Here is a 20,047-nt window from a genome sequence, read left to right as displayed (position 1 = left end):
CTAAATGCGCCTGTATATTATGAACATAAACAACGCCAGGAAACCAAAGAATTTAAAGAGATATACAAAGAACGTGCAGCACAAGAACGAAAGAATGGGGAAATGAAGAATTTCCATGGTTTAGATCGTGCCGAAGGGTATGGTCTAAGAAGTGTGTCTTCACAAACCAAGTTAACGGCAATAGCGGTTAACTTGAAGAGGATAGCGAAGATAATATCCTCTACCTGAGGCCACCAGCCTCTCCCAAGATCCATTTTTATGGACCTTGGGAGTTTTTTTATGGGCTGAGCCGTATTCTCACAAAAAATACCGTACTTTTTCAGTGGTCTCGGAATGACTCGCTTTCCGCGGGAGCGCGGTGAGCCTCCTCAGGCTAAAGCCTTGCGGGGTCTCACCCAGCACTCTTGTCCCGCAGGAGTCTCCCCATTCCCCTCTGCACCTTGCCAAAATCGATGCTCGAAACCGACTCAAGAAAAAGCGAAAATAATGGGAGCATGCTGATGATCATAAGATGCTCCCATATTGGTAACCTTGCTATAGAGCGTTATATTCCCATAGGAAGGGGATGGTTGCATACGCTCCATCCTGTTAAGGGGATTTCCATTCCTTTGATGTTCTGCTTATGAGGCGAGTGTCTGGGCGATGGAGCTAGACGTGTCCTTCCCCACGACCTTAACTCCCACAAACATCTCAGAATCGAGTCTTCAGATAACTGCCATATAATTGAAAGGCATAAAAAACAAAAGGCACTCTGCGGTGGTTGCAGAGTGCCTTTGTTGTTAATCGAGGACGTTGCCAAGAAGATTTTCGTCACTATACACATGTTCTTTCAATGCGTGGTAACGCTCATCATCCTCGAGGGTATTATCCATGATCATTTCAGTCGCATCTTTTCTTGCCGTTTCTAACGCTCGGTAATCATGGACCATATCGCCTACTTTGAACTCTGGCAGTCCACTTTGCTTTTTACCAAAGAAATCACCAGGGCCGCGAAGCTTGAGGTCCTGTTCAGATAATTCAAACCCATCATTCGTTTCCGTCATTATCCTCATCCGCTCTTTACCCACATCACCTTTAGGGTCTCCCAGTAAAATACAGTAACTCTGGTCTGCACCACGGCCTACTCGACCTCTGAGTTGATGAAGCTGTGATAATCCAAATCTTTGTGCATCGTAAATGACCATAACAGTTGCATTCGGAACGTTCACACCGACTTCCACCACAGTTGTCGAGACGAGGATGCTTAAATCATTGTTAGCGAATTGTTGCATCACATCTTCTTTCTCTTCATTATGCAAGCGTCCATGCATTAAGCCAACAGATACGTTTGGTTCAAACACAGTAGAGAGTTGATCATAGAGATCGATAGCATTTTGAATATCGAGCTGATCGGATTCCTCAATCAACGGGCATATCACATAGGCTTGATGTCCTTTGTCGATTTCTTTCTGGATAAAACTTAACACCCTGTTCGTCATTTCCCCTTTTACCCAATACGTGTCCACAGGTTTCCGTCCTGCCGGCATTTCATCAATCACACTGACATCCATATCACCGAAGGCTGTAATCGCAAGGGTCCGCGGAATAGGAGTGGCGGTCATGAATAGAACATCTGGTGACAATCCTTTATCTCGTAATGCGCGTCTTTGCTGCACTCCAAACCGATGCTGTTCATCCACAATGACAAACCCAAGCTTTTGAAAGGAAACTTCATCCTGAATAAGCGCGTGGGTTCCGACAAGAATGTCGATTTCTTTGTTTTCAACAGCCTCCAATATCTCCTTACGACGCTTCCCTTTTATCGACCCCGTCAGTAATGCAACCGTCGCACGTCCCTCAAACATTTCTTGTAAAGATTGGTAATGCTGCTCGGCTAAAATTTCCGTAGGGACCATCAAAGCACCCTGGTGCCCTGCTGTAATGGAGGCATATAAAGCAATGGCTGCTACTGCTGTTTTCCCTGATCCAACATCCCCTTGTAAAAGACGGTTCATCCGGTGCGGAGCTTTCATGTCATTCAATATTTCTGCAAGGGACCTTTTCTGGGCAGACGTCAGTTCAAAAGGAAGCGATTGTACAAAAGAAGTAAGGTGATGGTTGTCATACTCTTGTCTGATACCTGTCGTTGACTCACGGTGATGCTTGCGTAACAATTGCATCTTCAATTGGAAAACAAGGAATTCTTCATAGATGAAACGACGTTTCGCATGCTTCAGCGTAATCCTCGTTTCAGGATAGTGCATTTGTTGAAGCGCATCTGTTCTTCCTGGCAGTTTATAAGTTAGAGCCAGGTGTTCCGGAAGAAGTTCCGGGACTGAATCACCATACTCATCCAGAGCGGTCTTAATTACTTTTCGGAGTGTATGGAGGTTGACCCCCTCTTTCAGCGTATAGACAGGCTGAACCGGCTCCTGACTTTTAGACTCTCCTTTTTTAAACTGGCTGACGGTAACTTGCAAACGTTGTTGATCCCATTTCCCCGTAACTGTCACTGTATCCCCTTGTTGCAATTGTTTTTTCGCAAACGCACGATTGAACATAACCGCTTTAACAGCGAATTGATCCACCTGCAGGGTAAAAGTCAATCGCGATTTTTTCCTGCCATAAAAGCTGAGGGCAGGTTCGGATATGATTTCCCCTTCGATCGTGGCTTTTTCATTATGCGTCAATTCTGTTAATGGTTTAACTTCATAGGAATCATAGCGATGAGGGAAATAAAACAGTAAATCTTCTATCGTAAATAGGCCCAATTCATTCAGGTTGGCCTCTAGTTTTTCTCCTACTCCTTTGACTTCACTGATCGGTCGTTCTAACACATCATTCACTCTTTCTTCAACGAAATTCCGTACACTTTTGCCTCTAACTCTCTACCGGTAGGCGTGGCTGCAAGTCCTCCCTGTGCAGTTTCTCTAAAAGCAGATGGCATGCGCTGTCCCACTTTGTACATAGCATCGATGACTTCATCACAAGGAATCCTGCTTGTCACACCAGCTAAAGCCATATCTGCCGCAACAACAGCATTAGAAGCCCCCATTGCATTCCTTTTCACACAAGGAACTTCTACTAATCCAGCTACAGGATCGCAGATGAGTCCGAGCATATTTTTCAATGTAATCGCCATCGCTTCTGCCGATTGTGCAGGTGTTCCCCCGGCCATTTCAACAATAGCTGCAGACGCCATTCCGGCTGCTGAACCGACCTCAGCCTGACAGCCTCCTGCCGCGCCGGAGATGGATGCATTATTAGCAACAACAAATCCGAATGCTCCGGACGTAAACAGGTACCGGACCATTTGTTCGCGGGTTGGATTCAACTGATTTTTTACAGCAAAAAGTGTTCCAGGTACACAACCTGCACTGCCTGCTGTCGGTGTTGCACAAATCGTGCCCATAGCAGCATTCACTTCATTCGTGGCTACCGCTTTACTAACAGCGTCCATTAGGAGATTGCCAGATAATGGTGTTTGATTTTTCATATAGTTTTGGATGAGGACAGCGTCTCCTCCTGTCAATCCACTATGGGATTTGACACCTTTGAGGCCATCTTCAATCGCTTTTTCCATGACGTCGAGATTTCTTTCCATTTGGCCGACGACTTGCTCTCTCGTCAGCTGTTTCACTTCCATCTCTTGACGGATCATCACTTCTGAAATTTGTATATTTTCACTTTCTGCCAGTTCTACGAGTTCAGCAACATTTCGAAACATGTGCTCGCCCCTTTCTTTCTATTTGTCTGATTAGAAATACTCCCATTTTCAGAGTTATTGTAATCGAAGAATATATCAACTTGGAAGGAGGGGTGTGTCTGGCCCCCCTCTACTCCACACCATGTATACAACTTCTGACATACGGAAAACGACCACCGCACGTACCTTAGTACTATGCATGGGTTTAGCTCCAGGACATAGAATGGCAGCATTTTCCCATGTTCCTATTTTAAAGTAGCGAATGTTTTAAATTCGATCTACATTTTATAGTAAGGGGTGGTGGGGGAGGGGGAGACTCCTAAGGGAAAGGATAGACAGGCGAGACCCCACAGGGCTTTAGCCCGTGGAGGCTTGCCGTCTTCCCCGTGGAAAGCGATTCATCCCCCACCACCCCTTAATCCCATTAACTTCTCGGAATTTTATTCAGTCGGATATTTTTGCTACTTGGGTGATATGGTCGGCACGTTCTAATTCATCAAGGATGGAATCATCAATGTTCTGGTCCACCTCAATGACCATTAACGCTTGCTCCCCTTGTGCCTTCCTTGATACTTCCATGCGACCAATATTTATCTCATTCTTCGCTAATATAGCTGTAGCTGAAGCAATCGCCCCATACCTATCATTGTGTATAAGGAGAATAGCCGGGTGGCTTCCGGATAGTCGGAGTTCAAATCCGTTCAGTTCGGTAATTTCAGCCTTTCCTCCACCAATGGAGATTCCTACAAGTTCAAGTTCCCCATCATCGTCACCGATTTTCACTCTTGCGGTATTCGGGTGATCCGTATGTGCGTCTTCTTCATGAAAACGGATTTTCATTCCATTTTTCCTCGCTGTCACAAGAGATTGACTGATTCTTTCATCATACGTATCGTAATCCATTAACCCTCCGATGATTGCCACATCGGTCCCGTGGCCTTTGTAGGTTTTCGCGAAAGATCCATACAAGTGGATATGAGCATACTTCGGTTCTCTTCCGAACAGATGGCGGGCTGCACGACCGATTCTTGCCGCCCCTGCTGTATGTGAACTTGAAGGTCCGATCATGACTGGACCGATGATATCGAATACAGAACGATATTTCATTAAGATCACCTTCCCTTTAATCTCTATATAATAAGAAAGAAAACGCTTTCTATCATTTAATAATCCTCTATTATCTTAACACAAACTGTTGTTCTGCACCTCCTATTTTACAAAAAATAAACAAACCAGCTTGATAGTTTCATAAATAGGGAGTAAAATAAACGTTTGTGGGTTACTCGGTAACCGGGCGGGAGAGGGATAATTTCATAGAGGAGATTGAAATGCTCAATCAGCAAAACAAACACGTGAGCTGGAAGAAAGAAGGCTTGGCTGGATTGATCGGGTACTTTACAACGGTTTATATCGTTGCCGTCAATAGTCAAATTCTTGAAAGTGCTGGTCTACCGCTTGAAAGCGGGATGATTGCCACTATTCTTGCCAGCGCACTCGGCTGTTTGATCATGGCCATATACGCCAATGCGCCTATGGTTCTCATTCCAGGAATGGGTGTCAATGCTCTGTTTGCTTATTCAATCGTAGGAAGCACTGGGTTGAATTTTCAGGAAGGGTTAGCTGTTGTGCTAGTCGCCTCCCTGCTGTTCTTGATTACAGCGTTCACGAAGCTGGGAGATTGGCTGAAACACGCCATCCCTGCTTCCTTGAAGCATGCAATCACTGTGGGTCTGGGTCTCTTCTTGACTTTAATCGGTTTAGAAAAAGGCGGCCTTGTAGTTCGAGGGGAACACTCCTTGATTACACTGGGCAACCCATCTTCTGCGATTGTCATTACAAGTATCCTCACATTGTTCATCGGCATTTTTCTTTTTACGAAAAATGTACCCGGAAACTTTTTAGTGACGATGATTGCTGGTACAATCATCGCTCATTTTACGGGAGTTTTAGGGGAACGTGGGGAAGCCCTTGCTATCAGTGAACAATCCTGGGTATTTATGCCGGATTTCAGTAGTATTTTAGAATTCGGATTCTGGATGGCTGTATTTCCACTTGCGATTGTCCTTATTTTTGAGAATATGGGACTCATCCACGGGCAGTTAAATATGCTTGATCAACAAAGCAAATTCAAACGTTCCTATCAAGCCTCAGCCTTTTCAGCATTATCTACCGGATTCCTCGGCACATCGCCGACGGTATCTTCCGCTGAAAGTGCTGCAGTCATTGCATCTGGAGGAAAATCCGGACGAGCTGCCCTGACAATGGCGATCCTTTTCATTGGAACCATCTTTTTAATTCCCTGGATTTCGATGGTCCCTTCGACTGCTATTGCCCCGATTTTGATTATCGTGGGGGCTTTAATGGTACAAAACATTAAAGAAATTCCGCTTGATCAATTATCAGAAGCAATGCCGGCATTCTTGATCATCGTTATGATTCCGTTCACCTATTCCATCGCTGACGGAATGGCATTCGGTTTTATTGCCTATCCGATTGTCAAATTCGCAATCGGGAAACAAAGAGAACTATCAACGCCAGTCGTACTCATTGCCATGGTCTTTCTCATTGAATTTATCATGCGCTCGCTTGGTCATTAAGCAGATACAGCACGATGCCCTTAGTCTTCTCAATCATTTGTCAAAATGGACAGCAGCGACCTTCGCTGATTTTTGAATGGCTTACATCAAAAGCCAGGTTATAAAGCTGGATTGTTAAGATAATGGACGTGCTTTGATTCACATGCTTAAGACGGGAAGTACCGCGACACGTATAATCATGGAGCTCCCGACTTATGTATAAGAAGGATGACCTCTGCAACTGATCTTAAGTATTTTTCCATGAAATGGATGACGGTTAAAAATCCCGGCCACTATGTGGTCGGGATTTTCTTACAGTCTCCATCGTAAAATGACGGTCAATTTGCAGCACTCCACCTCTCCGGCAGATGAAGACATATTTAACTTCAATCGGTCAGGATTGTATTCGGCTTGAAATGAAGAGGTTACCCCTGTACTTCTTATCAACGTGTCTACTTTCGATTGATCAGATTCCTGTGCAGCTCCCATCACCTCATTTGCAAAATCTTTGGAGTTACTAATCTGTTCGACCACTGTCCGGGCATCTTCCATCACTCCCATCATGGATGATGCAGATTGGACAAACACTCCTTCATTCACTTCAGGATATAAGCGCTGGTACGGATGGACACAGTGATTAATCCTGTAGGGTGACGGATAAAAAACAGGCACATAACAAGGCACCCAGACAACATGCAATGGAACCCCTCCCCGGTCACAGTTCTTCTTTTAATATATGTATAGAAATGAAAAAGAGAAGGTTTTATCAGAACCTCCTCTCTCATTGTTATTGATCTACATCTATTACTTTAATAGTTGAATCACTCTTAGGGAAAACGATTCTCAGAATATCTCCTTTAAAGGAAGCACTGCTCGCTGTATCTGCAACTCCGAACGGTATAGATATGATCCGCTCCCGCTGACTAAAGGACTCCGAACGATTATAATAAGAAACGTCTTCATCCTTCACTTCCTTCATATAACTGTCTTCAACACGGATTCTTAATTGGTTCCCTGCACGATCAATGCGAATTTGGTCTTTCCGGATATTTGGCAAATATGCTTCTACCGTTACATCTTGATCCGTTTCAAAGACTTCAACTGGAATGGTAGCCTGTTGAAAAAACTGACTTACATGTTTGATTGATTCATCAAAAAAGGAATCGACAGCTCTCACCATATCCTTAAAGCGCTGATCGAACAAATCAGGCAATTGGTCATGTTTTTCATTCATTTAGTTACACCTCTTCGCATAGAGTCTCCATTACACCATATGTCTCTACTTCAAAGAGGTGACACTCTTCATAAAAAAACAGACAATAGCCAATTAGCCGATCAGCATACTTCTTTTCTTATTGATGAAAATCCAATCCGGATTCTACCGCTTCAATATAACCTGCGCGGATAACAAAATCTCCGAATTTTTCCTGTTCCTTACGATCCTTTGCATAATGGAAGAATATCGGCTTCAATTCATTAATTATCTCTTCTTCCCCGATATTTTCTCTAAACAATTTGTTTAGTCGATCACCGGCAAATCCGGCCCCTAAATACATGTTATATTTTCCGGGCGCTTTTCCGATAAACCCAATCTCACCAAGAGCTGGGCGTGAGCACCCATTCGGACAACCAGACATACGGATAATGATTTCCTCATCAGACAAACCAGCTTCATCTAGTATTTCTTCCAGTTTATCTATTAAAGATGGCAGGTACCTTTCCGATTCTGCCATTGCCAAACCACACGTCGGCATAGCTACGCATGCCATAGAGTTTCTCCTTAGAGCCGAGTTATGCTCGCCACCTGTCAGTGCGTATTCTTTGATGAGAGCATCTATTTCCGGCTTATCTTCTTCCGCCACTTTTGAAAGCGTGACATTTTGGTTTGGTGTCAGTCGGAATTCACCGATTTGACTCTCTGCAATTTTACGTAACCCTTCTTTTAACCGGTAACCTTCTGAATCTTTGATACGTCCATTCTGGATAAAAAAGGTATGGTGCCAATGTCCATCTTCTCCTTTTACCCAGCCATAACGATCCCCATTATTTTCAAAATGATAAGGGCGCGATTCTTCCAGTTCCCATCCTAGACGGGAATTGAGCTCCTCAAGAATCCAATCTACTCCAAGGCGATCGATGGTATATTTAAAACGGGCGTTTTTCCTGTTGGAACAGTTTCCATAGTCGCGCTGGATGGTGAGTATTTTTTCAGCGACATCCACGACTTGATCCGGTGTACAAAAACCGATGACACGTGCGAGCTGAGGGTAAGTATTCGTATCTCCATGGGTCATCCCCATTCCTCCGCCAACTGCCACGTTAAACCCTAACAATTCTCCACCTTCCACAATGGCTATGAAGCCTAAGTCCTGGGAAAAGACATCTACGTCATTGGATGGCGGAACAGCCACCCCTATTTTGAATTTTCTCGGCAAATAAAGCGGACCATAAATCGGCTCAGCTTCTTTGCCATCAATGACCTTTTCTTCGTCCAACCAAATTTCGTGATACGCTTTCGTTTTCGGCAGCAAATGATCGCTCACTCTTTTAGCCCAATCGTATACCTCTGCATGGAGTTCTGACTGATTCGGATTAGAGTTGCACATGACATTTCGATTTACATCGCCACAGGCTGCGATTGTATCCATCAGAGCTGCATTCATGGCCTGTATACTATTTTTCATGTTCCATTTCAAAATCCCATGCATTTGAAAGGTCTGTCTCGTCGTCAGCTTCAGTGTCCCGTTTCCGTACTGATCGGCCAGTTCATCCATTGTAAGCCATTGGTCGGGTGTTGCGACACCCCCTGGTAAGCGGACACGGATCATAAACTGATAAGCAGGTTCTAATTTTTGCCGCTTTCTTTCATTCCTTAAATCTCTGTCATCCTGCATATAGCTGCCGTGGAATTTTAATAGTTTTGTATCTTCTTCCGGGATGCTTGCGCTGATGGGATCCTGGAAGCTTTCCACTAATGTACCTCTCAGAAAGCGGCTTTCTTGTTTAATTCGTTCCATCTCATCAGGCGGACCTTGTGGCGGCTGAACCGTTTTATTCTCAGACATTCAAATAACTCCTTTCTTCTATCAATATACGTCTCGTTGATAACGTTTGGTCTGACGAAGATCTGCTAGATAGTCATCTGCTTCTTCAGCGGAAAGTCCGCCTTCCTTTTTCAAAATTTCAAGCAGAGTATCTTGAACGTCTTTCGCCATGAATTTTTCATCTCCACACACATAGATGTGCGCACCTTCTTCCATCCATTCGTACAGTTCCCGACTTCTTTCAAGCATGCGATGCTGCACATACACCTTTTCCGATGTATCTCGCGAAAAGGCGACATCCATTCTTGAAAGGACGCCTTCTTTCAACCACTTTTGCCACTCTACCTGATAAAGGAAATCTGTAACAAAGTGCTGTTCTCCAAAGAACAACCACGACTTTCCGGAAGCTTCCACTTCTTCTCTTTCTTCAAGAAAAGCTCGATAAGGGGCGACCCCCGTACCAGCACCGATCATGATAATCGGAGTCTCATGGTTTTCCGGTAATTTGAAGTTTTGGTTTTTTTGTACAAAGACAGACAGATGGTCACCGGTATCCGTTCGCTCTGCACATTGCCCGGAACAGACGCCTGTTCTTTTGCGCCCATGCGCATCATATCGTAGTGCGCCAATAGTCAAATGGACCTCATCAGGGTTTGCCTTCAGACTGCTTGCAATGGAATATAAACGAACAGGGATTTTCCGCAGTACACTTAAAAACTGTTTTTCGTCAGCATTCCATGGTCCGAAATCCCTGACCAAATCCAGTAAATCCCTGCCATGAATGTACTCATTCACGCTTTCTCTTGATTCCAAAAGATCGGCTAATCCCTGATTCGACGTCCACGGTACCAACTTTTCCAGTAAAGGCTTAGTGAGAACAGTGATTTCAAAATGAGAAAGGAGTGCTTCTCTCAACGCTCTCACTTCCCCCTGTTTATTTACAGCAACGGACAGTTCAGGGTCCCATTCCATTTCTTCGATGAGTGCATCGACTAACTCCTCTTCATTTTGAGGATATATCCCTAAACTATCGCCAGGCTCATAATTTAATTGAGAGCCTTCGAGATCAAGTTCCAGGTGACGCGTCTCCTTGTTTGAACCACGTCCATTAAGATTGATATTTTCCAATACTTCCGCTTGAAATGGGTGGGATTTGGAATAGACAGGGCGGTCTGTGATACTTAAAGGAGCAAAATCAGCTTTGGAGTCTTCCGCCTTCGCGGTACTTCCTAACTGCTGCCAAACACCTGCCCACCACTCTTCTGCTGGTTCTTCGAAATCCAAGTCACAATCTACCCGGGGTTGAATGCGTTCTGCCCCGAGTTCCTCTAGTTTTTCATCGATTTCTTTTCCAGTCTGACAGAAGAATTCATAAGAGCTATCTCCTAAAGCGAGGACCGAGAATCGTACTCCCTTTAATTCAGGAGCTCGTTTGCTGTGTAAGAAATCATAAAAAGAAAGGGCGTTGTCTGGTGGATCCCCGTCCCCATGTGTACTCGTCAAAACCAATAAGTCTTCTACATTCTTCAATGCTTTCGGTTTAAAATCATCCATCGCTGAAAGCTGGACAGTAAAGCCCTGCTTTTTCAATTGTTCCGTATATCCTTCCGCTAACGATTGGCAATTTCCTGTATGAGATCCGTATAAAAGGGTGACACTTCGAGTGGAAACCTGTTCTGCTACACCCGTTTGAGGGGTGTCCTCATTGGCGGGAAGCTCCGATGTTTGTGCAGCAGCCAAGTATCCGCTCAACCAAATTTTTTGGTTTTCATTCAAAGAACCAAGCAGTTTATTCAAAAGGTCCACCTGGTCTTGATTGAACGGACTATTCATCACCTGTAATTGCAATCCATCCACCTCCATAGAAAAATTTTTTCCTACCATACTTATTTCTAACGCTTAGTTGCTCCCAGCAGGGGCATGATCTCGAAAATAGCGGTCAAGCTCAACGACCATCGCCCCCATTTTCGGTTTTTCAGGCTGGAGAACATTTGCAATTCCCTTGTCTTCCAGTTCTTTCGCTGTTACTTTCCCTACGGCTACAGCTAAGACATCCCTATTAAATGCTTCAATTAAATCTTTTTGATCCACTTCAGCGGCAAACAGGTTTCTCACTTGTGTTTTACTTGTGAAAATGGCCGCATCGATTTGACTCGATATAATTTCACTTGTTAACTCATCCAGCAAGTTCGGCACAGGAGCTTCAAACGAATAAGGTTTCGATAAATAAACGGAATAGCCGATATCCTCAAGGGAATGTTTAAGTAGGACATCATCCTGATTGTAAGCTTGAAGGAAGACCCTGCCCTTCCTTTCCTGATAGGATAGACGCTCAATCAAGTCTTTCATCGTTCCATCCTCTGAGATTATATGTGGAGACAAATTATTTTCCTTTAACCAATTCACCGTCTTTGATCCCCGGACAGCAAGGTTTTCCTTTCCCAATTTTTCTATGAATGCTCCATTTAAACCATGGTATTGGGCGGATTCTCCTAATGTCCTCCCCCCGATTCCTGTAGTTAAAATGACCCAGTCAAAATCTTCATTTAAAAAATCAGTCAAGTTTTGTTCACAAGTATCCTCGTTCAATATTTGTTTTCCTTGTATAGGAAGTACAGTAGATTCTCCCCCCATATTAGCAACAAGTCGTGCAATGGAATCTCCACTACGATCCGCTGCAATCCCGATTCGTTTATTTTTTAGTCCTGTCAAATTACTTCTCCTCTCTTGCCTTATGTATTTCCATTAACAGCTTCTGTTGGAAAGTTGGGTCTTGATAAGATTCTTCCAGCATTCTTTCAAGAAAATCATGCTGCACTTCTTTTGATAAACCAGATTGTTTAAGCAGCTGACGGCATTCAAATAAAAAGGCTACATAATTTTCATAGTCTGACGGAAACTCTTTTTCCAACCGTTTCTTTATACGGGAAGCAAGCATCGGACTGGCGCCGCCTGTCGATATAGCCATCGTCAGCTTCCCTCGAGAAACAATCCCTGGGAAATGAAGGTTTCCGCCATCCCCGCCATCAGCTCGATTAAGAAGAGGGACCTCACTCGCAGCTGCAGCGATTCTTTCATTTTCCTTATGATCATTCGTGGCAACGACCACAATAAACGCACCACTCAAATCGGCGGGTTCAAATTTTTTATTTTTCCATGTGATTTGAAAACAACGAAGTAATTGATCCAGTTCCTCTATGATATGAGGACTGATGATCGTTACATATGCGCCATGGTCCTTAAGCAATTTCGCTCTTTTAAACGCGACCCTTCCGCCACCGATAATCATGGCCTTTCGTTCTCTCACGTCTACCATCATCGGTGTCATTTCTTTCCCATACGGTCACTCCTCTTAGGAAGCACTATGCTCCTTGAATTTTTCCAAAGCTTCGTTGACCCGGTCTACTGTTGCACGGATCATGTTTGGATGATCATTGAGATAGGCCGCTAACTGTACGTCATGATTCTCTTCTTGTGCTGCTTTAATTTTCTGCTCCATCGATTGGATCAGGATACCAGTGAACCATAAATAAGGAAGGACGATGGTTTTCCCTTTTTTGTTCAAAGATGCCTGCAACCCCTCTTCGAACCGAGGTGATATGGCTGCAAGGTAACAGGTATCCACACGAGGGACCCCTGTCTTCTCCGCCAGCAAACTTGCAATTTTCTCAATGGAAGGTTTGGTGTCTGGATGACGGCTGCCTCTACCGACGAGCAGTAGGTTTGTATCTGTACCGACCGTGGTGTCCAGTTGGTGGATACGGTCCACTAAGACATCAACGATTCTGTCCTGGACTCCGAGGGGCTCGCCGTAAGAAAATTCGATTTGCGGATAACGCCCCTTGGCTTTGTCAATTTCTTCCGGGATATCCTCAAAATAATGACCGGCACTCAATAATAAAACTGGGAGGACGGCGATTTTGCCCGCCCCCTTTTCTACCAACCGTTCGATCCCTTGTAGAACATCCGGTTCGGCAAGCTCTAGAAAGCAGATTTCATATAGAGGGACATCTATTTCATTTTGAACGGTCAGAAGAAATTGCCGGGCCTCCTCTGTCGCTTCTTCTTTTCTGCTCCCGTGACTTACATATAGTACTGCTTCCATATATCTGACTCCTTTTTAACCTACAACAGATTCAATGACAGACCGGGCTTCTTCCTGTGATAAAGGTTCAAACCACTGCAGTTTTTCCCTGAGTTTCACAACCTCCCCTACGATTATCATGGAAGGATTTTTTACGTCGCGTGCCTTTTCGACAATATCCGTCAGTGTTCCTGAGACCGTCTTTTGTTGGTCTGTTGTCCCCCATTGGACGAGGGCGATCGGAGTTTCTGCCTTACGACCATATTTCAAGAGACGATCACAAATGTCCGGAAGTTTTTTTACGCCCATATAGATACAAAGAGTGTCCATACTTTTCACGACATGTTCCCAATATGCTTCCTCATCCACATCGAGCTTGCTTACTCCTGAAATAAACGCAACAGAAGAACTATACTCGCGGTGCGTTACAGGGATTCCTGCATAAGCAGGCGCTGCTATTCCTGAAGATATACCCGGAACAATTTCAAAAGGAATGTTCCTTCTTGCCAATTCTTCGGCTTCTTCTCCTCCGCGTCCAAATACGAAAGGATCTCCACCTTTCAAACGGGTGACCGTTTTTCCCTGAAGGGCATATTTGCACAGCAAATGATTGATGGTGGTTTGGGTCAAGGCATGGTGATCCGGCCGCTTGCCACAAAAAATCATTTCTGTATGTTCTCCTGCTTCCTCCAACAAATCTTGATTAATGAGCCTGTCGTACAATATGACATCGGCCTGTTGAATCGCTTTTAACCCTTTTATTGTGATCAAGTCATAATCCCCTGGGCCCGCACCTACAATATAAACTTTAGACATCCTCTTCCCCCTTGTTTAGATCCATCCTTTGTCTTCAAGCAGAATTAAGAGTTTTTCAGCACAGCTCTTTATGTCCATTTGGTGTGATTCTAATATCACATCAGGATGTTTGGGAGCTTCATAAGGGGAATCGATTCCAGTGAATCCTTTGATTTGCCCCTGTCTCGCTTTTTTATACAATCCTTTAGGATCGCGGGATTCACACTCGAGAATCGGACAATCGACGTAAACTTCTAAAAAGTCTCCCTCCGGCAAAGAGGCACGAACACGGTCGCGATCCTCCTGAAAAGGTGAAATGAAAGCCGTCAGAACGATTGTTCCACTATCGGCAAACAACTTAGAAACTTCACCGATCCGGCGAATATTCTCTTTTCGTTCTTCTTCTGAAAAGCCTAAGTCTGCATTAAGTCCGTGGCGGATATTATCGCCATCGAGTAAGTATGTGTGGATGCCTCGTTCATGCAAGAGGTGATTCAACTCATTTGCAATGCTCGATTTTCCGGAACCTGACAACCCTGTAAACCAAATAACTCCACTGTGATGACCATTATTCTCTCTGTAAGCTTGTTGGGTTACAGAGGTCTCATGCCATGTAATATTTTTTTCCACTGTCGTCACCCCTTTACTGTTTCCGGCTTTTCTTGAAGACCTTTAATTAAAATCTCTACCACTTCAGGACGACTGAACGTTTTCGGCGGCTTTTCACCGTTCCGTAAAAGTTCGCGCACTTTTGTGCCTGATAGAATGACATGGTCTTCTTTCCCGTGTGGACACGTTTTATGAGAAGCCATCGCTTCACAGGCCTTGCAGTAAAAGCTGTGTTCAAAGAATAGCGGCGTAATTTCCAGCTCTTCTTCTTCAAATTCACTGAAAATCTTTTGCGCATCATAAGTTCCGTAATAGTCGCCTACCCCTGCATGATCACGTCCGACGATAAAATGGGAACAACCGAAGTTTTTTCTGACGAGCGCATGGAAGATGGCTTCCCTTGGACCCGCATATCGCATAGCAGCATTGAAGACTGCAAGAGTGACACGGTCTTTCGGGTAGTAATGGTCAAGCAAAACCTGATAACTCTCCATACGGACATCACTCGGGATATCATCGCTTTTCGTCTCCCCAACAAGTGGGTTCAGGAAGAGTCCATCCACCGTTTCGAGAGCTGCTTTTTGAATATATTCATGCGCTCTATGGACAGGGTTTCTCGTTTGGAAACCGACGACCTTTTTCCAGCCTAATTGTTGGAAAAGTTTTCTTGAATCAACAGGGTCTAAATAAAACTGTTCTCCATGTTCACGCTCAGATCTTTCGAAAACTTCGATTTCACCTGCAACATAATAGTCGGGGCGTTCCAATAATTTTTTCACGCCGGGGTGGGCAGCATCTGTTGTCAGATAAACTTTTTCCGCTTCCCGTTTTTTGTCAGGTTTAAAAATATTGGAAATGGTGATGACACCGTAAACCGTCCCATCTTTCACAAGTTGTGCCTGATCATCTAGTACTTCCGCCTGCTCCTTAGTCACTGGTAGTGTGATAGGTATACTCCATGGAGTCCCATCTGCTAGTCTCATATTTTCAACAACGGAATGATAATCCGATTCATCTAAGAATCCTGTTAAAGGGCTGTAGGCACCATTGGCAATTAATTCGATATCACTCAATGCCATAGCATCCAATTCGATCCGTTTTTCAGGCAACTCTTCTGGTATTTGATCTCTCCACCTGTTAACTAACCTTCCACCGTGCGGACTAATGATTGACATATTGTTTCCTCCTTTTTACTGCTAGTCATTACCGGATGTGTGCAGACCACATTCCGTTTTATTGAAACCAGTCCATCTTCCTGAACGGCCTTCCCCAGTACTTTGAGTTGTACACGGGATACAACCGACACTCGGATAGTTCTGGTCGTGCAATTCATTGTATTCCAAGCTATTTAGTCGGATATATTGCCATACGTCATCCCATGTCCAGTGAATCAAGGGGCATACTTTGATCGACTTGAACCGTTCATCCTTATTGATATAATTTGTTTTACTCCTACTTGGAGACTGCTCTCTCCGCAAGCCTGAAACCCATGCGCCTACTCCTGATAACACTTCCTCCAAGGGTTTGATTTTCCTGATGTAACAGCATTGGTCCGGATCACGTTTCCACAATGCCGATCCATGCTTTTCTCCTTGTTCTTCTACCGTAAGGGACGGTTTTTTCATTTTAATTTGCAACCTGGGATACCTTTGCTTTACTTTTTCGATCAGTTGATAAGTTTCCTGGAAATGAAGACCTGTATCAAGAAAAACAACTTCAGCATCCGGTTTGGTTTTAGCTATAAGGTCAACCAGGACGACGCCTTCCGCTCCGAAGCTGCACGCATACACAATATCAGAACCATAATGATCGTACGCCCAACGAAGTACTTCTTTTGCACCTTTCGTGCTATCGTCAGTATTGATGCCCTCTAAAGGGTCGGTTGAAAAATGATGGTAAGTTACTTTCTCTTTATTCATTTTCTCCTCCTTTCGTAAAATAAAAAACCTCTCTTCTGGAATAAGAAGAAAGGTTAACTACATCAATGTGAGTCCATTCTCCTTATCTTTTCAAGCGCCCTACACTTGCTGGAATTGGCACAGTATCTCACCATTTCTTGGTAAAACCCGTTGCCGAGGCTTCAAAGGGCCAGTCCCTCCACCTCTCTAGATAAGAAAAGCTTATAAAATTTTCTGATAAAGGATTGGTATAAATCTTATGCTTCTTTCAAGGATATGTCAATCCCTTTTGAAAAAATTACTTTTTTTGATTTTTATTTTTTTCTAAGTATTGACAAAAGAATAATTGTCAGATAGTTTTGAATGTATTATTCAAGCAAAAAATTGAATCCTTATGAAGAGTCGGGGGAGGAAACTGGTCTGACGATCCCGCAGCAACCTCATGCAAGGTGCTCATTCCAGCAGACGATCGTCTGAAAGATAAGGAGAGGCTTACACATCCCTCTTCTCGATTGAAGGGGGATTTCGTTTGGTATCAAACAACCTCTTCATGCATAAAACCAAGTAAACTGATGTGTTTAATTACAAAACGAGAGGTGTCGATCATGCAGAAATTAATTTTGTTCTCTTTCGTAGGATTTTTTGCTCAACTGATGGATGGTGCTTTAGGTATGGGATTCGGCCTTAGTTCCTCTTCCATATTGCTTGCCTATGGCCTTGCCCCAGCTATAGCGTCCGCGTCCATTCATTTGTCCCAAGTTGCAACCACCGCAGCTTCAGGATTTTCTCACTATAAATTTGGCAATGTAGATAAAAGACTAGTCTTGACTTTAGCAGTCCCTGGTGCCATTAGTGCTTTTATAGGTGCTGCGTTGCTAAGCCGTATCCCTGGTGAAATAATCAGGCCATACATATCACTCTTTTTGTTGTGCTTAGGGGTTTACATTGTTATTCGATTTCTTTATTTAAATCGTGGAGCGAATGATTTAAAAAAGAAAAAGTCGTTTAAGAAACGGTTCATCTACCCGCTCGGTTTTGCAGGAGGATTTTTAGATGCCATTGGAGGGGGCGGCTGGGGGCCGGTCAATACACCAGTACTTCTATCCCGTGAAGGTTTAGATCCACGGAAAGTAATTGGTACAGTTGATACAAGTGAGTTTATTGTTACGATCTCTGCAACGCTTGGATTTTTAGTGTTCTTAGGATGGGAACAATTCAGCTGGCTACTAGTCTTCGCTTTTGTCATAGGAGGGGTTGTCGCGGCTCCGATTGCTGCCTGGCTTGTGCGGGTGATGCCGCCACTTGTCCTTGGAGTGCTAGCGGGAGGATTTATCATCCTGACAAATGTCAGGACATTATTGAACACCATCCCATTGGCAGAAAACGCTATATATTTTATTTATACATTACTTTTTTTCGGCTACCTCGTGACAATTGTACTATCCATACGTAAAAACATGGCATTAAAACCCATCTCTAGGTAAGATATAAAACATTTGGGAATATATTTTCTACCAAGAGATCAATAATACCCCATACTAAGAGGAAGGTCCTGCTACATCTGTTGTAACAAAGGGAAAAATGGTTGGTGGATTAATTCAAACTATCATCTTAGATGGACCTGATTCGGAAGCCAACTCAAAAAAAAACGCAGCCTTTTCCGGCTGCGTTTTTGGTGTCTCTATCTCTATTCGATAGAAAAAATATAGGAATAAATGGGTTGTCCACCATGATGGATTTCAACTTCCAGATCTTCAAATGTTTCTTCGATGTAAGATTCCAATGCAGAGACTTCCTCCTCCTGGACCCCTTCACCTGTCAGAATCGTTAAGATCTCGTCTTCATCTTCATCTACCATTTGATTCAACAACGTTTTTGCCGTTGTCAATGCATCTTTATCTGTAGCAGAAATTTTACCATCGGCAATTCCCATGAAATGGTCTTTCTCGATATTCAAGCCATCGATTTGTGTATCTCTGACTGCATAGGTAATCTGACCAGTCTTCACTTCTGACATAAGACTGATCATTTCTTGTTTATTCGCTTCAAGGTCTATTTCCGGATTGAACCCAAGAAGTGCGCTCATGCCTTGGGGAATGGTTTTTGTAGGAATGACTGCCACTTCTACTTCAGCCATTTCAGCAGCCTGTTCAGCAGCCATGACAATATTTTTGTTATTCGGCAAAATGAGTACGCGTTTTGCATGTGCTTCTTTGATTGCTTCGGAAAGATCCTGAGTACTTGGGTTCATCGTTTGTCCACCCTGGATGACTACATTCGCTCCAAGGCTCTCAAACAACTTTTTTATGCCGTCTCCCATACTCACAGTTACAATTCCGTAGTCTGCCTGTTCCTCGGCCTTCGGTTTTGCTTTCTTTTTATCCCCAACAAGGGATGTATGCTGTTCCCGCATATTTTCAATCTTCATATTGATCAAACTTCCGTACTTCTGACCAAGCGTCATCGCTTTCCCTGGATATTCCGCGTGAACGTGAACTTTGATCAGCTCGTCATCAGAGACGACAAGCAGCGAGTCACCGATTTCACTCAGCTCGTTACGGAATGCCTCTTCATCATAAGGATGCTCGGAAAGCTTTTCTTCTTCGAATTTAACCATGAACTCTGTGCAGTAACCGAATTCAATGTCTTCCGTATTCATGAAATCCTGGGCTAACTTATGGTGTTCTGCATTGACCATATCATCCATCGATACAGTGTCCTCGATATCAGGCAGCTCTTCCCCCTTCAAGTTAGCAAGAAAGCCCTCATAGATCGTCACAAGGCCTTGTCCTCCACTATCGACGACACCTACTTCTTTCAATACAGGCAGCAGCTCTGGTGTCCGTTTCAGTGATTCTTTAGCAGCAGCTACCACACCCTCCATGAATGGGATGAAGTCATTTTCCTCTTCTGCTAGATTGACAGAAGCTTCGGCAGCTTCTCTAGCAACAGTAAGGATCGTACCTTCCACAGGCTTCATAACTGCTTTATAAGCTGTTGTTACACCGCCTTGAAGCGCCTCTGAAAAATCTTTTGTGGATAGATATTCCTTTTCTTCTATGGCTTTTGCAAATCCACGAAAAACTTGAGAAAGGATGACTCCTGAGTTACCACGAGCTCCCATCAACAAACCTTTGGATAATGATTTTGCCACACCACCCGCATGATTTTCCTCAACTGACTGCACTTCTTCTGCTCCTGATGTCATAGATAAATTCATGTTCGTTCCTGTATCTCCATCTGGGACCGGGAAAACATTCAAGGCATCGATCATTTGGGAGTTCTGCTTCAGATGATGAGCCCCTTGCAAGATCATTTCAGCTAATGTTTTGCCATCTAACTTTTGTAAGGTCACG

17 protein-coding genes, 1 pseudogene and 2 riboswitches are annotated in these 20,047 nt (G+C 43.9%); of the genes and pseudogenes, 3 read left to right on the top strand and 15 right to left on the bottom strand.

What is annotated here, in order from left to right; translation table 11 throughout:
* Positions 1–222, top strand: a pseudogene (locus BMZ58_RS11060) (transposase); the annotation flags it as partial.
* A gap of 557 nt (positions 223–779) precedes the next feature.
* On the opposite strand, the gene recG reads toward BMZ58_RS11060, so the two are convergent.
* The 3 genes from recG to sdaAB all read right to left on the bottom strand — a co-directional run bounded on the left by recG (position 780) and on the right by sdaAB (position 4,792).
* The gene (recG, locus tag BMZ58_RS11055; protein WP_075036611.1) at positions 780–2,816 is read right to left on the bottom strand and encodes an ATP-dependent DNA helicase RecG; all 2,037 of its coding nucleotides are present in this window, start codon (positions 2,814–2,816) and stop codon (positions 780–782) included.
* 5 nt (positions 2,817–2,821) lie between these two features.
* Positions 2,822–3,706 (bottom strand): L-serine ammonia-lyase, iron-sulfur-dependent, subunit alpha, encoded by an 885-nt coding sequence (sdaAA, locus tag BMZ58_RS11050; protein ID WP_075036610.1) that lies wholly within the window; start codon positions 3,704–3,706, stop codon positions 2,822–2,824.
* A gap of 423 nt (positions 3,707–4,129) precedes the next feature.
* Positions 4,130–4,792, bottom strand: coding sequence for an L-serine ammonia-lyase, iron-sulfur-dependent subunit beta (gene sdaAB / locus BMZ58_RS11045; RefSeq protein ID WP_075036609.1), 663 nt, complete (start codon positions 4,790–4,792; stop codon positions 4,130–4,132).
* Positions 4,793–5,013: 221 nt separating this feature from the next.
* On the opposite strand from sdaAB, the gene BMZ58_RS11040 reads away from it, so the two are divergent.
* Entirely contained in the window at positions 5,014–6,282 is a 1,269-nt protein-coding gene (locus BMZ58_RS11040) for an NCS2 family permease (protein WP_075036608.1), read from the top strand.
* Between the two features lie 291 nt (positions 6,283–6,573).
* Here the strand turns inward: BMZ58_RS11040 and BMZ58_RS11035 are convergent, their stop codons facing one another.
* The 11 genes from BMZ58_RS11035 to BMZ58_RS10985 all read right to left on the bottom strand — a co-directional run bounded on the left by BMZ58_RS11035 (position 6,574) and on the right by BMZ58_RS10985 (position 16,712).
* Positions 6,574–6,960 carry a YuzC family spore coat inner layer protein gene (locus BMZ58_RS11035; protein ID WP_083412692.1) on the bottom strand — a complete coding sequence of 129 codons (387 nt, stop codon included), beginning with the start codon at positions 6,958–6,960 and terminating at the stop codon, positions 6,574–6,576.
* An 88-nt stretch (positions 6,961–7,048) separates the two neighbouring features.
* Positions 7,049–7,495 carry an Hsp20/alpha crystallin family protein gene (locus tag BMZ58_RS11030; protein WP_075036607.1) on the bottom strand — a complete coding sequence of 149 codons (447 nt, stop codon included), beginning with the start codon at positions 7,493–7,495 and terminating at the stop codon, positions 7,049–7,051.
* 118 nt (positions 7,496–7,613) lie between these two features.
* Entirely contained in the window at positions 7,614–9,326 is a 1,713-nt protein-coding gene (gene cysI / locus BMZ58_RS11025; RefSeq protein ID WP_075036606.1) for an assimilatory sulfite reductase (NADPH) hemoprotein subunit, read from the bottom strand.
* A 21-nt stretch (positions 9,327–9,347) separates the two neighbouring features.
* The gene (locus BMZ58_RS11020) at positions 9,348–11,153 is read right to left on the bottom strand and encodes an assimilatory sulfite reductase (NADPH) flavoprotein subunit (protein ID WP_139207330.1); all 1,806 of its coding nucleotides are present in this window, start codon (positions 11,151–11,153) and stop codon (positions 9,348–9,350) included.
* A gap of 51 nt (positions 11,154–11,204) precedes the next feature.
* Complete coding sequence (locus BMZ58_RS11015) at positions 11,205–12,017, bottom strand: uroporphyrinogen-III synthase (protein WP_075036605.1); 813 nt, start codon at positions 12,015–12,017, stop codon at positions 11,205–11,207.
* 1 nt (position 12,018) lies between these two features.
* Positions 12,019–12,633, bottom strand: coding sequence for an NAD(P)-binding protein (locus tag BMZ58_RS11010; protein WP_075036604.1), 615 nt, complete (start codon positions 12,631–12,633; stop codon positions 12,019–12,021).
* Between the two features lie 24 nt (positions 12,634–12,657).
* On the bottom strand, positions 12,658–13,410 hold the full coding sequence (locus BMZ58_RS11005; RefSeq protein ID WP_075036603.1) for a sirohydrochlorin chelatase: 753 nt from the start codon (positions 13,408–13,410) through the stop codon (positions 12,658–12,660).
* 15 nt (positions 13,411–13,425) lie between these two features.
* Positions 13,426–14,205, bottom strand: coding sequence for a uroporphyrinogen-III C-methyltransferase (cobA, locus tag BMZ58_RS11000; protein WP_075036602.1), 780 nt, complete (start codon positions 14,203–14,205; stop codon positions 13,426–13,428).
* A gap of 15 nt (positions 14,206–14,220) precedes the next feature.
* Positions 14,221–14,814 (bottom strand): adenylyl-sulfate kinase, encoded by a 594-nt coding sequence (gene cysC / locus BMZ58_RS10995; protein WP_075036601.1) that lies wholly within the window; start codon positions 14,812–14,814, stop codon positions 14,221–14,223.
* Positions 14,815–14,819: 5 nt separating this feature from the next.
* Positions 14,820–15,968 carry a sulfate adenylyltransferase gene (gene sat, locus BMZ58_RS10990; RefSeq protein WP_075036600.1) on the bottom strand — a complete coding sequence of 383 codons (1,149 nt, stop codon included), beginning with the start codon at positions 15,966–15,968 and terminating at the stop codon, positions 14,820–14,822.
* 21 nt (positions 15,969–15,989) lie between these two features.
* Entirely contained in the window at positions 15,990–16,712 is a 723-nt protein-coding gene (locus tag BMZ58_RS10985) for a phosphoadenylyl-sulfate reductase (protein ID WP_075036599.1), read from the bottom strand.
* A gap of 79 nt (positions 16,713–16,791) precedes the next feature.
* Positions 16,792–16,909: riboswitch (SAM riboswitch) on the bottom strand.
* Between the two features lie 171 nt (positions 16,910–17,080).
* Positions 17,081–17,178, top strand: a riboswitch (SAM riboswitch).
* A gap of 118 nt (positions 17,179–17,296) precedes the next feature.
* On the opposite strand from BMZ58_RS10985, the gene BMZ58_RS10980 reads away from it, so the two are divergent.
* Entirely contained in the window at positions 17,297–18,175 is an 879-nt protein-coding gene (locus BMZ58_RS10980) for a sulfite exporter TauE/SafE family protein (RefSeq protein ID WP_075036598.1), read from the top strand.
* Positions 18,176–18,378: 203 nt separating this feature from the next.
* Here the strand turns inward: BMZ58_RS10980 and BMZ58_RS10975 are convergent, their stop codons facing one another.
* Complete coding sequence (locus BMZ58_RS10975) at positions 18,379–20,046, bottom strand: DAK2 domain-containing protein (RefSeq protein WP_075036597.1); 1,668 nt, start codon at positions 20,044–20,046, stop codon at positions 18,379–18,381.
* Position 20,047 lies beyond the last annotated feature (1 nt).

Source organism: Halobacillus dabanensis, assembly GCF_900114165.1.
GTDB lineage: Bacteria > Bacillota > Bacilli > Bacillales > Halobacillaceae > Halobacillus > Halobacillus dabanensis.
This window is presented reverse-complemented; position numbering and strand designations above follow the sequence as displayed.